Below are 15,114 nucleotides of genomic sequence, written 5' to 3' on the forward strand. Positions count from 1 at the left end.
TTAATGAAGTTTTCTTTAAACGTTTATTGGTTTTTCACCCGGTTATTTTTGGGTGACCATAATTTGTACCTGGGATGCGCTTTTTCGTATTCCATACCCCTTGGATAAGTTACCAGTTCGATTTGCAGGCCCCAGGGAGTTTTAAAGTATACGCCGGTTAATCCGCCGTTTGGCCCGGTTTTGTGTTCGATCGGAGCGCCAATAAATTCTACACCCTTAGCTTTTAGATAGGCTACACTTTTATCCATGTTGTCGGTATAAACAGCAATATGATACCAGCCGATGTCATCGTTCATTGGTCTTTTCATATCTCTTTCGGGTGAGTTGTATTCGAATAACTCGATGTTGCTGCCAGTACCGGTTGTCAGCATAGCAATATGCATGACCTCAGCAGATTGGCGAATGTTGAATGCTTTTTTAGCATCTGCATTAAGGGGCAATTTGCCTTCCTCGTAAACTTTGTGAAAACCAAGCACATCGATAAAAAACTTTACCGCTTCATCCAGGTTTGGAACGTTAAAACCCACGTGATCCATCCCCACAAGACCTGGTGTTTGTGCTGATGCCGGCTTTATACCGGTTAAGGAAAGAGAAATAATGGCCACTATAGCCGCTATTGTTTTTAATGATTTATTTTTCATGTTGAATTGATTGAAAATTATCTGTTTAATGATGTGAATGAACTTAATTGTTTTCACGGATGGCTTTCATGCCTTTTGTCCAGCGAAGCAATTCGTTCAGCATTGTTTTTGTTGAACCTGTTAGTTTTTCGTCGCCGGCAAATACGCCATCATCGTTGATATATTGACTGTAGACCGGGATGTTCACCAGTTCTGCAACGGGCATATTGTTAAAGTAAACCAGATCTTGTTTCAGGCTGGCCACGGCTCTTACACCGCCAAACGGTGTCAATGAATAGCTTACGATTCCCGATGGTTTATATTTCCATTCGGCCAAAAGATATTCCAGTGCATTTTTGAGCGGGGCGGGATAGCTATTGTCGTATTCGGCAGTAACGAAGATAAAAGCATCCGCCTCCTCAATTTTAGCGCTCCATTTCCTGGTGTGCTCATGTTCGTATTTTTTCATCGATGGGTGATTAGCTTCATTCATTAGCGGTAAGCCAATTTCGCCGAGATCTAATATTTCTACTTCAAAGTTACCCTGAGCTTTAGCCTGTTCGGCGATCCATTGTGCAATGACAGGCCCTTTACGACCAGGGCGTACTGTTGATGATATGATTTTAACTTTATACATTATATGTTTATTTAGTTTTAGTATTTGACCCTGATATTTTTAAGTCTTAGTCTTATTTAAAAGCCTTTTCAATCTGATGAGAATCTTCCAGCATCAGTAACCTAGTGATAAGACCGTTTACAATGGTGAACCGCATAACAAATGGCTCTTTGAATTTTTTGCCGGTTGCTTTTACTGTCCTGCCAGCTTTGCCGAAAACGGCAGCTTCAGTCCCGTCGATAAACGTATGATCCATTTCGAAATCATCTTCGGCTAACTTATGTGCATCCGTTAATTGATGTAGTGCGGTTATTACTTCCTGTTTGCCGCTTTTTTTACCAGTCCAGGGCATGTAAGGCGATTCTGCGATGTAGAAGTCGATATCATCAGCAATATATTGAGCGATAGCCTTTACATCATTTTGTGATGTACCCTGGAAGAAACCGTTCAGCACTTCCTGAGTTTGTTGACTTTCTTTTGATAGTTCCATGTTATTATGTTTATGTGTGTTAATTTTCTGTTTATATATCGAAGCCGTATTTAACAGCCCATTTTCTTTTGATCTTGGTTTTCGCGGAAATAAATTCTTCGTCTGTCCCTTGTGCGACAGCATCCAGCGGATAGCGAAGCGGGCGAGAGCCTTTTTGCATGTCTACCAGGTTTTTAATGCCGTCAGCAATAGTTTGCGGGTTCATTTGAAACTCTTCCATCTTACCAAACAGCGCATTACCTAAAGCAGCCATTCTTCTATCAAAATCTTTGTATTCGCCGGCAATCTCTGGTTTGTCTGCATTAAAACCGCCTTTATCGGCCATGCCGGTAGGGTAGACGCCACAGGGAATAGACACATTCTCGATACCAAAATCCCGCAACTCCGAATCGATGCCCTCCACCAGGGTTTCCATAGCAAACTTGGAGGACATATAAGGAATCATGTAAGGCAAGGAAAAGCCGCTTGCTCCGGTTGACAGGTTAATGATCAGGCCGCATTTTGCAGCACGCATAGAGGGCAATACCGCGAAATAGGTGCGTAGAACACCATAAAAATTGGTTTCAAACATCCGCCTGAATACATCCAGGGTATGCGCCTCCGCTATACCGAACCCCGTAACGGCTGCATTGTTTACCAATACATCTATTTTGCCGTAGCGTTTAAGTACATAAGCAAAGGCATCGTCAACCGACTGATCGCTATTGACATCCATTTCAACAACTTCAATGTTGTCAACTTTTGATAGTTCTATGGCGGTCTTAAGGTTCTTGCCTTTTGTATCCCGCATGGCTGCTATAACACAATGACCGTCTGCTGCCAGAGTGATTGCTGTTAACTTACCAAAACCAGAACTGGTGCCTGTGATTAAAATTACTTTTGACATGACTGATAAACTTTAACACAAAGTTCAGCCACATCAATCGGGGAAAAAATGATATTTGATTCAAAAACTCTTGATAGATATCAAGAAAATTCTTGTCAGGATTACTTAGTAGATACCTGTTTTCTTACCCTGCTTAGTGTTTCAGGGGTAATGCCTAAATAGGAGGCCAGCATGTGCCTGGGTGCACGATTGGCCAAATTGGGAAAAGATTTTAAAAATTGATTGTATTTTTCTTCTGCAGTTGCTTGAAAAGTGGCGTTGATACGTTCATGCGTTGCGTTTAAACTTCGCTGCAATATCTGGTTAACCATATCTCTAAACGCAGGGATCTTTTCACAGATCATTTCGTAATTTGACTTACTGATCAGCAGCACGACAGAGTCTTCCACAGCTTCGATATAGTATTTCGACGGAGTACCATCCATTAAACTCTGCCGGTCGGCTGTCCACCAATTTTCAATGGCAAAATAAACGGTATGTTCAGCGCCTTTATCATCAAGGCTGTATTTCCGTAAAAAACCATCACATACAAATGCATTAAAGGTGCATACATCGCCTTCGGTCAGCAAAAACTGGTGTTTACGCAGTTTTTTGATAATGCTAACCGATTCTATAAGTTGATAGTCACTTTCAGAAATAAGGGTTTTACTTTCAAGGTATTTACGGAAACGATCGAACATATTGGTAAAGTTACAAAAGACCTGTCAATAAAAGTCAGGAGGTTGTAAACGAACAATATCGCATTTACGAATCATTGTTTTTCTTATAACAGGAAATATGTATTACGCCCTATTCGATTTCATTTCAAAAGTGTAACGATTTGTTTTAGACAAAATGATGTCATTGGCTTTAGATAATATACCATACATCCACTTCTCAGAATCTCCAAATGTATTTTCTATTTCCCAAAAAACCTCCGTTTTTACGAGACACCTTATCAAAAATTTCTCCTTTTAAATTTTCAGTTTTATCATATATAAAATCCGAGAGGATATATTCTCAAAAAAACGTACCATAAAACATTCTCATTTTATTTATCTTTGATTGAGTTAATGATACTTTATTAGAAATTATGATCATCGGATACGCCAGGGTGAGTACCCAAGAACAAAATTTGGATTTACAAATAGACGATCTTTTGAAAGCTGGTTGTAATAAAATCTTCAAGGAACACATTTCTGGTAAAAATACCCAGAGGCCTGAGCTTCAGAAAATGATCAGTGTACTACGCCCTGGTGATAAAGTAGTGGTATGGAAGCTTGACCGCTTAGGAAGATCGCTTCGAGATCTAATTGATTTAGTAGGTGAGTTTCAAAAACTGGATGTAAACTTCATAAGTCTAAATGACAGCATCGACACCAGTACTCCTACCGGACGCTTTACCTTTAACCTATTTGCATCCATCGCAGAATTTGAAAGAGATATTATTAGGCAAAGAACAAAGGCTGGCCTAGCAGCTGCCAGGGCGAGAGGAAAAATTGGTGGCAGGCCCAAAGGTTTGTCAAAAGAGAAATTAGCGAAAGCCAAGACAGCAACACTCTTATATAATTCTGGAGAAAAAACTGTAGATGAAATTTTGATGGAATTGAATATTGGCCGGGCTACTTTTTATAGATATTTAAAACAAGTCAACAATACTGCTCAATTAATTAACAAATAGGTTTTATGGCAGGAATAAAGAGTGATAACCCAATATATGACCCGCTGGGAATAGAAATATTTGCTATCGACGAAACCTTCGAGAGCGTTTTCAATGGATTAAAAGGTGTTTATTTCCGTTTGTATTACAAAGAATCTAAACGTCCCAGAGGTTTAAGAAATCTCCAAAAAGAAAAGACTTTTTATAAAAGATTTGGGGAAATAGGAAAGTTGAAAAGATCGTATCGATATAATGATTGGGAGGCAAAAAGGGAAGCGGTAGATATTTATGCCATTGAATTAAGACAAATGGTTAATATCGAACTGTCAGAATATAATACATTCGAAAATAGTAATCCTTAAAAAATATAACACCATCCCGATCAAATCCTTTCAAGGGAAAGACATTTGCGAACACCAACCACAGTTTTCTATGAAGTGCTAATCAATTGAGGGAAATGGCTTTAACATAAATTTTTGATAAATCGTTCCAGTACGGCTCTTAACTTTTAAAACTTTCCCACCACTCCGCAACTCTTCGATGTTGGTTACTTCAGGATACGGAATTTCGGTATGCATCCCAGGAATAGGTAAACGTTGGTTGTGCAATATCATCGTCAAATCGCTATTTACAGTGAATTCCAACGGCTTATCATATTCTTTTACAAGGCTTAAACTATCTATTGTTTCAGAGGGCAATTCGCCAAATGACATTTCCATACTTTCTCCTTTTTCGAATTGCTGACCGCGGATGACTTGAAGTATCCAGTTCAAGTCGTCTACGGACTCTTGATCGATCGGATAAAAATCAGTGAATCGTACCCCGAATGCCCGCTCGACTTCTTTAAGCCCTTTAAAATACTCCAAGTAAGTTTCAGCATTGCTGACCCTTTCTTTGTCATATGTTGGACATTGTTTACTGATCTTCGTTTCTTTAGTCAAATAAATGGTGGCTTCTTTTTGTAAAAAAAAATACTTTAAGAATTCATGAACCTCCAATTCTTCGTTGACATTACGGTAAATGGCATCATGTTCCATAGACCACCTAGCGTCAGGTTCTTGATCATCTGGATTTACAATTGTTATTTGAAAGTTAAGAGTATGGAGCTTTGTTTTAAACGTTACTGATTTTTTGCCTCCATAAATTTGAGCCGTGAGATTACGCATTTCGAAGCCTTCCGTTGAAAAGACAAGATCAAAAGGGATAATTTTTGGCATCTTTTTAAAGGAGACTTGGGCAAGGTCACCCTCGCCAAAGAGCTTAAGTCCTTCTATGTTTAATGTGAAGGTTGCTAATTCCTTTTTATTAAACTCTAATTGGTCAAATTGGCCATCTTCAAAGAATTTCTGAAAGCGCTGATCGATGTCACCATCAGGATCGAATTTAAATCTCATATTTCCATGCATGGGTTCGCCATTCTTACCGCTAATCGAATGCACCTGATAGCTATCTCCTTTGTCTTGCAAAGAAACTGATAATTGGTGATTCGAGGTAAATTTGCGAAACGTTTCCGGGCTGAGCCATTTTTTGCGCATATCTTCAAAAATGTGTTCTCGAATGTCTTCCGTCAAGGCGCAAAGAAAGGATTCTCCCGTGTGTTTGATGTAGTGAATACCCCTTTTTTGCAAAAAATCTATTTTCTCGTCTGAGGCACCAGGACTGACGAAATATGCTCGCTTTCGATTTTCGCCCAAGTGATTATATACATGTTCAAAAATCGCCCATACATTTGGGTCTTCATATCCATAACCTAGAAAAAGTATTGTTTTGGTAGCTATCGCCTTTATTATAGTCGCCCAGAAAGGTGACGAATAATCCTTGTGATAAAAGCGGGCGTAATCTTCCCGTGTAAGGATAATGGATGATTTATCGGCGAGATCGCCATGAATCTTCAGAATATTTACTCCATTTTGACGCCAATTGGCCAAATCAGTATCCTTATAAATCAACGTAGCCGTATCACCAAAAGCGTTTTCAAAGAGAGCATCGTAATTCGTTGTAATTATGGTTCGGAAATGAGGGATCGATGCCAACAAATCGTGATCCGAGGTAGAAATGGCAGGAGCGGCAAAAACGTCGTCGAGCACGGAGTTGATCATTTCTCGGGAACCTCGCTTTATACGAACAATCTCTTCTGAGAGATAATCTAGCGGCGCATTGACTGAAACCTTCAACTTCTCATCCTCAGACAGCCGACCTGTTAATATTTCTGCAAGTTTTCCGCCCAAAGGGTAGCCTGCATATCTGGAGAATCCGGCACCGGCAAAGATGACAACATCTTCCTGCCGAATCGCCTCAAATAATTTCTGCTGTTCCATAATTCAAAGATAAAGGAAAATAGGTCCAGGTTTTGCCTTATCTGGTTATCTGACGAAAGCAGTCACCAGGGTAAAGTTTTACGACATTGATTGTGTAAAAAACTAACTGTAGTGCTAACGACGTCCTAAATTATATTTCTACGATGGCTCTGATTTAAAGGACGTCATCAAGGCTTCCCCGAGCGACTTCAAATGTCGTTCCGACTCGTCATTATAAGCCAACTTAAGGATTGCTAGAAGATCATGTAACAACATTAAAAGTTGATCTAAAGTATGCTGATACAACGATTTCAGCGAAAAAGGCAATTTTTGGAAATTTACATAATGTTTGAACTTTTCTTCAAACATTATGATTTAGTTATATTTATTAAAAATTTATATGGATATAAATATTACTTTGTTAGAAGCTTATTGCCTGAAAAACGGCTTGGCTATTACTACATCAATTGACATTGAAGATACAGAACCCTATTTAAAATTTATTAAAGGAACAGATGCACACGGCAGCCGAGCAGAATACTTACAGTTCTGCGATATTAAGAATATTTTGATGGTTAACAATATGATCAATGATGGTGGGTTGGTGCTAAAAGAAAGGGACGCGTCCCAAGAGTCTTTACGTCAGAGACCTATAGATGAACAAGATAAGGATAAAAATATAGAGCGACTCATTTACAATACGATTTCAAAATATATTATTCAAATGCTTAATGTTGGTACAGGCCAGATTTACTTTCCAGAAATAGTACCTCTGGAAAATCATAAGACATTATATTTTCGGTTAGACTAGGTATATGGAAAAATTGACTTTGAATATTGATTTTAAATCTTGTGAATTGCTTGATATGGTGCTGAATGCTTTTGGGGACGGCGAGCATCTGGATAGGTCTGCTATTCTTGAAATATTCGATAGCAACGAAAACGAGGCTGTAAAGCAAATAAACATTTTAGCGCAATTACGATTCATAAGAAAAATAGCTGAAGTTGAAGACAGCAGGCTTGGTCTAATATTCTATAAGGAGCAAAATACAGATCTATTTTTGGCCCAAGGAGGATTTACCGCACAATACCTTAAAACTGCTGAAGAAAAAAAAGTTTCGGACAAACGCCAGGGTTTGGCGGATGAAAATGCCAGATTAGAAAATGAAGCACTTAAACATCAAGTTACCATTCGTGATCAGGAAAACAGAATACGCAGTTTAGATGAAAAACTAAAGCGCTTCGAAATACTTAAAAATTATGAATGGTTAATCCGGCTAGCGTTTAGTGCGGTTGCCGCTTTTCTTACATGGTGGTTAACAAAGAATATCTAATATGGCTCCTCAAAACAATTACCAATAACAAGATGCAAAAGCAATAAAATGCCGCCTCTCGTTCCAAGAAATAACTAATCTTTAATTTAGCGACCGCTCCAATTTGCCAAAGGATGTTCCGGTGAGTTCAGGTAAGCGTTGCATCAATTCCGGCGTTTTCTTCAGATCCTCTGGCTTAGGTTTCTTATTGCTCTTGAAAAATACTAACTTTCTCTTTTTAAGTCCTAAGCCATGAAAAAAACGACTAAGCTAACTCAGCAGGATTGGAAGGATGCTTTGAATAGTATCAAGACAAATATCGTGAGGGAGAAGGAGAAAAAAAAGGCTCATCAAAAGGAACTGGAAAATGAGCTGAGACCTTACTTTAATCAGGCCGCATATCGATTGGGGATTAGCCACCAGCAACTGGCCACTGAGATAAAAATATTTCAGCCAGGACTGACAGATGTACGAACCGACCGTCGCTTAAAGGCATCAACTTATGCAAAGCTTATAAAAAAGCATAACCCGGCCTACTACCAGCTTTTTGAGAGCAAGTTAAAAAGCGCAGTGAAAGCAGAGAAAGAGTATTTTCAGAAAAAAAAGGAAAGCACATTAAAACTAATAACTGCAGATATAAAGGAAACCTGTGTTCCTATTAAAGCTAAACGGAAACCTACAAAGCATGAAAAGCGCGCCAACAAACGCGAACAGCAAAAAGAAAAGTTAGTGCATCCGCTTCCGCGCGAAGTATCAGTGAGAATGGCTCCTTTACCGATTTCGCAGTGGATTACAGTCGAATGGCAAGATGTGCTTTTTGAAGATTTCCTTATTAAGGTAAAATATAACGGAAATCTTTCTCATGGATATCCTGTGTCAGAGTCGCGTAAGTCATTTCGTTTTTTAAGAAATTATATTAAAAGCCTCCGACTAACTGCACTTTCCATCCTACTTGTCGGCAATGAAATTCGGCAGATAAAAAATGCAGAAAGTGTGAGAGAAATGGCGACTTTACTTCGGATCAAGGAACAGTTGATTGAAGATTTTCAGAGAGGAAAACCAACGACGGCGGTTGATATGATTGAAAAAATTAAGTCGGTTTCCAAGCATTTGCTCACGCAAATAGCACTTGCAGGTACGGGCGAAGTCATGTGTATCGAATACTTAGCCAGCCAATTAGCCGGTGGATTCAAGCCGATACCAGCTTTTGAGATAATACCCTCAGGCAATTCTTTGAGTACAGAGGATACCTTTATTTTTGTGCTGGAGCGACAATCAAAACTATTTCTTGTGTGGGAAAGTACAGTACATGGTCGGGCGACCTACGTTTTTAAGACTGATACTGATAGCTATTTAGACGTTGTTCAAGCCATTTACGATTACATTGGTAGCCCCCGTAAAGCCAAACGGATGTCACTAAGGAAACGTGATGCCGATACGTCAAACTTAGGCTATGACGGTTACGTCACTCACAGTACCTTTAATCATTGGCAGCAGAAATTAGAGATATCATTCAGCCAACATTCAGAAAATCATTAATAAGCACAGCTTGAAGTGCTATTTTTTTATATGAGGTAAAATTGCTATAATTGTATAACACATCGCAAAGGCGCATCCGCGCTCAATCGTTTCCAGCAAAATCGTTAACCATTTAACTCAATAATAAGATGAGTTTAAAAGTAATTTACGTTTCGGAAGCGCCAGGTATGGTAGTTTCTTTCTATGGAAGAGCCCAAGAAGGGTTCTTCGAAGGCCAACCCCTAGTTATTCAAGCCTTGACCGGCGGTTATTGTTTCAAACTTGTTGAACGGGTTTACCACCAGGGTAATGGATGGAGCAGAATATTTCTGCTTTAAGCAGAAATTTTTAGCTTCAAAATATAAAAAGTCGCCTGCTTTATCGCAGGCGACTTTTTGTGTCTTCAATTAATTGTATCCGGCTTAAGTATGGCTTTTTATACTAAAAACCACGTTTTTAGTATAAAAAGTAAATTTTAGAAATAAATTAAAAATTATCAAAGAGGAGCACCATATCTATACGCAAAATCTGTAAAACTTAAGAAGGTTTCAAACCGCTTTTTCGAAGTAAAGCTTTCATTTCAGCGTGGATATTACGCTTGTTTTACTTTTGGATCTCAAATACCGAATCAAAATAGATGCCCTTGTTTGATATGCATTCCATAACATAAAGAATAAACTAGTAAAATCTGTCCTCCTCTGTAAGTTAGTGTATACATCCCAGATAAATTGTACCAAAGGTACCCTGAGCCGAATCAGCGAGATCCGCAGAACAGTATTCAGAAATAAAAAGTCCGGCTTTGCCAACGGTCATCACAGCATCAATAAACTGATCCCCAGTCGGCGGCTTATTATTCCCTTCATTAAAAATATAATATCTTAATGTTCCAAACATTTCAAAACTAAGTTCCATTTCTCCCTCGGGATCGTAACCTGAATTTTCACCTGCTTTTACCATTTTATTGATCAACCCCATGGCTGATTTGAGCTGAATAGAAGCCATGTGCGCAACCAGGTCAGCCACTTGTATTCCTCTGATTTGCTTTGAATCCTGTTCGGCGAAAAATTTGGTATCCTTGATTTTTAGTTCATCGAATAACTTATTAGCCACATTTTCCGAAGGGAATAAACCTTGATCCATAAAGATAGAAAGAGGTAATTCAATTTGTGAATTTGCCTTGATAAATTGATTTATTGCCAATAAGCATTCCTGCCCTGCTTTATCCCTTTTATCTCGGGGAAGTATAACAACCCCATAATGACAATTTTGCTGGAAGATTTCTTTTAGCTTTGATCTAAACTCTACTAGTTCCGGTTGCTTTGAATAGTTTGCAGAGCTTTTATATTCAAATTCATTTGGATCAAGTTTGCAAGCCTTCATCAGTTCAGTAACTACATGATCCAAATCTGACGGAGCATAAACGCAGGCACACAGGGTGAATCCGGCATCATCGTGTACACTGCCATCAATGTAAAAATTTCCCATAATAGATACCTTTTTTGATTGGGAATGAATTGATTCCTGATATCAAATCTAACAAAATTGCTCCGCTTCGCGACATATCCAATCTTGTTAATCCCCATGAATAAAATGTGCCAGCGAGACATTACTATTGCGGCAATTTTTAAGATAGCAGATAAGTTAGATAAACATAAATCGTATCTTACCTATGTTATTCGGCATATGCAATTAGTATTAACACCACATTATAAAGACCTTTTTCCTGGTGAGGATGACTCGTTGGAAACCTTGTTGTCCGGTATCCCAACCCTAGTCATCTTGCAGTTGATTGCCATGATGGATGCAGAGCTATTCCTAAGTGACGAAGAAATGCCTACTCAACTCAAGCTATTAAATTTGGTCTTGGCAAGGCAGGCGCCTGAACGCCGATTGCTAATTCTTCATAATGCATTAGGCGGACGATCAGATAAAGAAGTACATTGTCAATTTTTCACACGTCACTATAACCTAACCTTTATGCATCATGTGCTTACTCACGGTGAAAATGGTGAAATTGCGGAACTGACACCGCAGCAAGAATTGAACATTTTTAAAGCCTATTTTCTTGCATCGCAGCTATTCGGGCAAGCGCCACTTAGAGATCAAGGGGAATCACCGGCGTTTGATGCAGACTATTTCGCCAAAATGATGTGGCCTGGCCTAGCCGACGGCTATGAGATCAATTTCTCCAGGCATCCCTATTATTCCATGATTCGCGGCATTGTATTTCTGAATTATTTAAAAAACCACACCGCTTACCAAAATTATGTGACTGATTTTTTACGTAAACATGGCAAAGCAACCACTTTGAACTATGTTTTCGATATCTTTCGAATCTTAGAGGTCGGCTTCCGATCGTTGCAAAACCAACAACGAGAATTCGTATCGTTCACAGTAGGTCAGTCGGCTGGTTTTGAAACTCTATTTGAACAATTCAGCTTAAACATCACTGCTTATCGCGAAAAATATTCGGTAAAAAAAGAGAATTACGCTGGTATCAAAGCCTGTCCGCTATTGAAATTGAACGACGAGACCTGGCTCGTGCTTAACTGGAGTTTCTTGAGCCATAAACTCTACGATGGCCTCATTTTCGATTTCTATTCAACCTCTGGTATCTCAGCCGAAAAGGAACTTAGCTCATTTTTAAAATTCAAAAAACTCATCGGCGAACAGATTACCGAAAAATATCTTTTCAAATTACTGGCAAAAGCTTGTTGGACAAAAAAGAGCGACACTTTATTATTTGACGAAGGTACAACCCAGGGTTTCCCTGACGTTTATTATCGCACCGGCAACAAATTATTCATCTTCGAAATTAAGGATGCATTCTTCTCATCGGCTGCAATAAATTCATTTTCGTATGAAGCAATTAAATCAGAGATCGATCTCAAACTCAACAGCGCTGAAAAAGGGACTGGTCAATTGATAAAACAGCTTAGAAGCCTTAAAGAGAAACCGTTCGAGTACCCGCAGCGTTACAAAAAGGCCGCCAATTTAGAAATCTACCCCATAATTATTTTTACCGATATCCATTTTAATATGCCGGGTGTCAGTGAATACGTAGGACGCAGTTTCGATCAAATGTTAACAGCCGCTGATCTTAGGCCATCCTTCCGGAAGATATGGCCGCTAACCATGATCAACATTAATTACCTGATTGGCCATTTCAACCTCTTGCAACACCGTAGCACCTCACTGGATAAATTCATCGAATTTTTCCATCAAAAGATCGCCTGCCGCATCAAAAAACATAAACGACTTCAAAAAATAGAATATCATCAGAATATCTATGATTTCTTTGAAAACATTACCAAAGCACTAGTCTCTACTCGGGAAGAAAAGCATTTCATTCAATGGACTTATGATGCCTTAAATCTCAAAGAGGGTTTAATCGACGAGCAAGACAATGCAAGTATTTAATAATCAATAAATTACGTTATAAATATCACAATTTGTTTTATTAACATTTCGCAAAGGGTAAAAATTCATAATTTGTTTGAATCACATAAACGGGCAAAAAGTTGACTACAGCGTATATAAACGCTGATTTCAGCGTAAAAGGAAAATTTCAGAAATTCACAATTCGTTTGAACCGACTCACGATCTAAATAAATCGTAAAAAATCTAACCGAAATCCTCTAACTGTGTACAGTATGAGTTTGGCAAAAATTCAGCATATTATTAAATACATTGAAGAGAATTATCATCAAGATATTTCAGTTCAAAAATTAGAGCAACTATCTAATTATTCTTACAGAAATATCCAGCGCGTATTTAAAAATATCTTCCATGAATCATTAGGGATATTTCAAAAAAGATTAAAGCTTGAAAATGCCTATAAAAAGTTAATTTATACCAGCGATTCCATTACCAATATTTCTTACTCGGTGGGTTTTGACAGCTTACAATCTTTTTCTAAATCATTTAAAAAACAGTTTAATGTTTCACCTGCTAATGCCAGGAAAAAAAGAATACACGTTTTCGAAAGTTTTATCAATAACTGCCTTGAAAAAAATAAAAATATAGATCACGAAATAGTCTTTTTAAAAACAGTTAAAGTGTTTTATATCGGAACTAAAACAAAAAACTATAATAACACCGAAATTGAGTTATTGTGGGATAAAGTTGATGCCGTTTTTGAAGAGAATATTACAGCAGCATATTATGGGATCATAGTTGATCAACCGTTGATTACGGATAAATTAAAATGCAGATATGAGGCGTGCGTTGATAAAAATCCTGCAAATAAAGAATTCTGTTCAACCTATATTTTGGGTGGCAAATACGCTAAATATATTCATGAAGGAAGTTATAGTTTAATAGAAGATACATACAGACGTATTTATATAGATTGGCTTTTTAAATCTAAGCTGGAATTTGATAACTCTCCAATTATAGAACATTATGTAAAAAATGAATTTAACGCAGCAAATACGAATGATTATATCACCGAAATTCTTGTACCGATCAAGAAAAAATAGTTGTCAATTTTGGACAACATACTGATCCGTTATATCCCGTTTTTTGTAAAAAATTAACGGGTAAAATTTAAAATGATAAACAAAATGCAATTCTTAATGATATCACTACTAACTATTTTTTCTTCTTGTCAAAAAGCCGAAAAAAATATTCAACCGGCAGACACTACAGTTGTGTATACCATGCCCGAGGAATCGGCACCGCATGAAGGCACCTGGCTTCAATGGCCGCATGAATATCAGTATGGTGTTACCTATCGTAATAGGCTAGATGCCACCTGGGTGAAAATGACACAGGCGCTGATAGAAGGCGAAAAAGCTCATATTATTGCCTATGATGAAGCAGAAAAGACCAGAATTACAAACTTGCTCCTTAAAGCTGGTATCCCTTTGGCTAATGTAGATTTTAAAATTCGCCCAACTGATGATGTTTGGGTAAGGGATAACGGCCCAATTTATGTTAAAGACAAGAAAGGGCAACTAGTTATAGAAGATTGGGGTTTTAATGGATGGGGTAAAAAAGCAGATTATCAAAATTGTAATCTTATCCCCACAAAAATTGCTGCCGACCAGCATATGGCAAAAGTTGATCTGAATGCCGTTATGATAAATGAGGGCGGTGCTGTTGAAATTGACGGAAGTGGTACTTTACTGGCAACCAAAAGCGCCATACTGAATAATAATAGAAACCCTGGTATGACACAGGCACAGGCGGAAGCTATTTTTACCAAATACCTGGGGGTAACCAAATTTATCTGGCTAAAAGGAAAAGCCGGTTTAGAAATTACCGACATGCATATAGACGGGTTTGCACGGTTTGCTAATGCAAGCACCCTGGTAACGATGGACTATGATGATTTATTAGATTGGCAGGTTCCTGAAGACGATATTAATACACTTTATGCGGCCACTAATAAAAATGGCACACCTTACCATATAGTGAAGCTTCCATTAACCCAAAACAATGTTGAAACAACTTATGGCAAAAAACTGGATTACAAAGGCTCCTATGTAAATTATTATATAGGAAATAAAAAAGTGCTGGTTCCTAATTATAATGACGCCAATGATGCGGTAGCAAACAGGATTATACAAAGTTTATACCCTAACAGAACTGTAGTTGGAATAGACGTAAGAAACTTGTATGCCAATGGCGGAATGATACATTGTGTAACACAGCAACAACCCCGCTAAAATAGTGGAATGAGCCAGTCGACCGTTTTTAAAGGCTGTTTGAGCCTGCTCATTCCATCATAA

Annotated in this window: 16 protein-coding genes; 8 read left to right on the forward strand and 8 right to left on the reverse strand. The window is 38.2% G+C overall.

Translation table 11 applies throughout. The features are described from left to right. Nucleotides 1–23 precede the first annotated feature (23 nt). The 5 genes from G7092_RS13905 to G7092_RS13925 form a co-directional block, all read right to left on the reverse strand. The gene (locus G7092_RS13905; protein WP_166090281.1) at nucleotides 24–641 is read right to left on the reverse strand and encodes a VOC family protein; all 618 of its coding nucleotides are present in this window, start codon (nucleotides 639–641) and stop codon (nucleotides 24–26) included. A gap of 43 nt (nucleotides 642–684) precedes the next feature. Next, a complete protein-coding gene (locus G7092_RS13910) occupies nucleotides 685–1,257 on the reverse strand; it encodes an NADPH-dependent FMN reductase (protein WP_166090283.1) in 573 nt (190 codons plus the stop codon). 52 nt (nucleotides 1,258–1,309) lie between these two features. Continuing rightward, nucleotides 1,310–1,726 carry a nuclear transport factor 2 family protein gene (locus G7092_RS13915; protein ID WP_166090284.1) on the reverse strand — a complete coding sequence of 139 codons (417 nt, stop codon included), beginning with the start codon at nucleotides 1,724–1,726 and terminating at the stop codon, nucleotides 1,310–1,312. 31 nt (nucleotides 1,727–1,757) lie between these two features. Beyond that, on the reverse strand, nucleotides 1,758–2,612 hold the full coding sequence (locus G7092_RS13920) for an SDR family oxidoreductase (RefSeq protein WP_166090286.1): 855 nt from the start codon (nucleotides 2,610–2,612) through the stop codon (nucleotides 1,758–1,760). 101 nt (nucleotides 2,613–2,713) lie between these two features. After that, a complete protein-coding gene (locus tag G7092_RS13925) occupies nucleotides 2,714–3,292 on the reverse strand; it encodes a Crp/Fnr family transcriptional regulator (protein ID WP_166090288.1) in 579 nt (192 codons plus the stop codon). 392 nt (nucleotides 3,293–3,684) lie between these two features. Here G7092_RS13925 and G7092_RS13930 point away from each other — a divergent pair, with 392 nt between their 5' ends. Then, nucleotides 3,685–4,272: a recombinase family protein gene (locus G7092_RS13930; protein ID WP_166090290.1), complete on the forward strand. Its 588-nt coding sequence runs from the start codon at nucleotides 3,685–3,687 to the stop codon at nucleotides 4,270–4,272. A gap of 5 nt (nucleotides 4,273–4,277) precedes the next feature. Beyond that, entirely contained in the window at nucleotides 4,278–4,613 is a 336-nt protein-coding gene (locus tag G7092_RS13935; protein ID WP_166090292.1) for a hypothetical protein, read from the forward strand. Between the two features lie 78 nt (nucleotides 4,614–4,691). Here the strand turns inward: G7092_RS13935 and G7092_RS13940 are convergent, their stop codons facing one another. Beyond that, nucleotides 4,692–6,569: an SIR2 family NAD-dependent protein deacylase gene (locus tag G7092_RS13940; RefSeq protein ID WP_166090294.1), complete on the reverse strand. Its 1,878-nt coding sequence runs from the start codon at nucleotides 6,567–6,569 to the stop codon at nucleotides 4,692–4,694. Between the two features lie 379 nt (nucleotides 6,570–6,948). Here G7092_RS13940 and G7092_RS13945 point away from each other — a divergent pair, with 379 nt between their 5' ends. The 3 genes from G7092_RS13945 to G7092_RS13955 all read left to right on the forward strand — a co-directional run bounded on the left by G7092_RS13945 (nucleotide 6,949) and on the right by G7092_RS13955 (nucleotide 9,400). Continuing rightward, complete coding sequence (locus G7092_RS13945) at nucleotides 6,949–7,359, forward strand: hypothetical protein (RefSeq protein WP_166090296.1); 411 nt, start codon at nucleotides 6,949–6,951, stop codon at nucleotides 7,357–7,359. 4 nt (nucleotides 7,360–7,363) lie between these two features. Next, nucleotides 7,364–7,882, forward strand: a complete 519-nt coding sequence (locus G7092_RS13950; protein ID WP_166090298.1) for a hypothetical protein — start codon at nucleotides 7,364–7,366, stop codon at nucleotides 7,880–7,882. A 231-nt stretch (nucleotides 7,883–8,113) separates the two neighbouring features. Next, nucleotides 8,114–9,400, forward strand: a complete 1,287-nt coding sequence (locus G7092_RS13955) for a hypothetical protein (protein WP_166090299.1) — start codon at nucleotides 8,114–8,116, stop codon at nucleotides 9,398–9,400. A 221-nt stretch (nucleotides 9,401–9,621) separates the two neighbouring features. On the opposite strand, the gene G7092_RS13960 is transcribed toward G7092_RS13955, so the two are convergent. Together G7092_RS13960 and G7092_RS13965 are read right to left on the reverse strand one after the other, a co-directional pair. Further along, a complete protein-coding gene (locus G7092_RS13960) occupies nucleotides 9,622–9,786 on the reverse strand; it encodes a hypothetical protein (RefSeq protein ID WP_166090301.1) in 165 nt (54 codons plus the stop codon). Between the two features lie 298 nt (nucleotides 9,787–10,084). Further along, nucleotides 10,085–10,864 (reverse strand): DUF3800 domain-containing protein, encoded by a 780-nt coding sequence (locus G7092_RS13965; RefSeq protein ID WP_166090303.1) that lies wholly within the window; start codon nucleotides 10,862–10,864, stop codon nucleotides 10,085–10,087. Between the two features lie 96 nt (nucleotides 10,865–10,960). On the opposite strand from G7092_RS13965, the gene G7092_RS13970 reads away from it, so the two are divergent. The 3 genes from G7092_RS13970 to G7092_RS13980 all read left to right on the forward strand — a co-directional run bounded on the left by G7092_RS13970 (nucleotide 10,961) and on the right by G7092_RS13980 (nucleotide 15,051). Continuing rightward, entirely contained in the window at nucleotides 10,961–12,799 is a 1,839-nt protein-coding gene (locus tag G7092_RS13970) for a hypothetical protein (RefSeq protein WP_166090305.1), read from the forward strand. Between the two features lie 233 nt (nucleotides 12,800–13,032). Beyond that, nucleotides 13,033–13,860 carry an AraC family transcriptional regulator gene (locus G7092_RS13975; protein WP_166090307.1) on the forward strand — a complete coding sequence of 276 codons (828 nt, stop codon included), beginning with the start codon at nucleotides 13,033–13,035 and terminating at the stop codon, nucleotides 13,858–13,860. A gap of 96 nt (nucleotides 13,861–13,956) precedes the next feature. Further along, nucleotides 13,957–15,051 carry an agmatine deiminase family protein gene (locus tag G7092_RS13980; RefSeq protein ID WP_235953823.1) on the forward strand — a complete coding sequence of 365 codons (1,095 nt, stop codon included), beginning with the start codon at nucleotides 13,957–13,959 and terminating at the stop codon, nucleotides 15,049–15,051. Nucleotides 15,052–15,114: the final 63 nt, after the last annotated feature.

It is taken from the genome of Mucilaginibacter inviolabilis (assembly GCF_011089895.1).
Lineage (GTDB): Bacteria > Bacteroidota > Bacteroidia > Sphingobacteriales > Sphingobacteriaceae > Mucilaginibacter > Mucilaginibacter inviolabilis.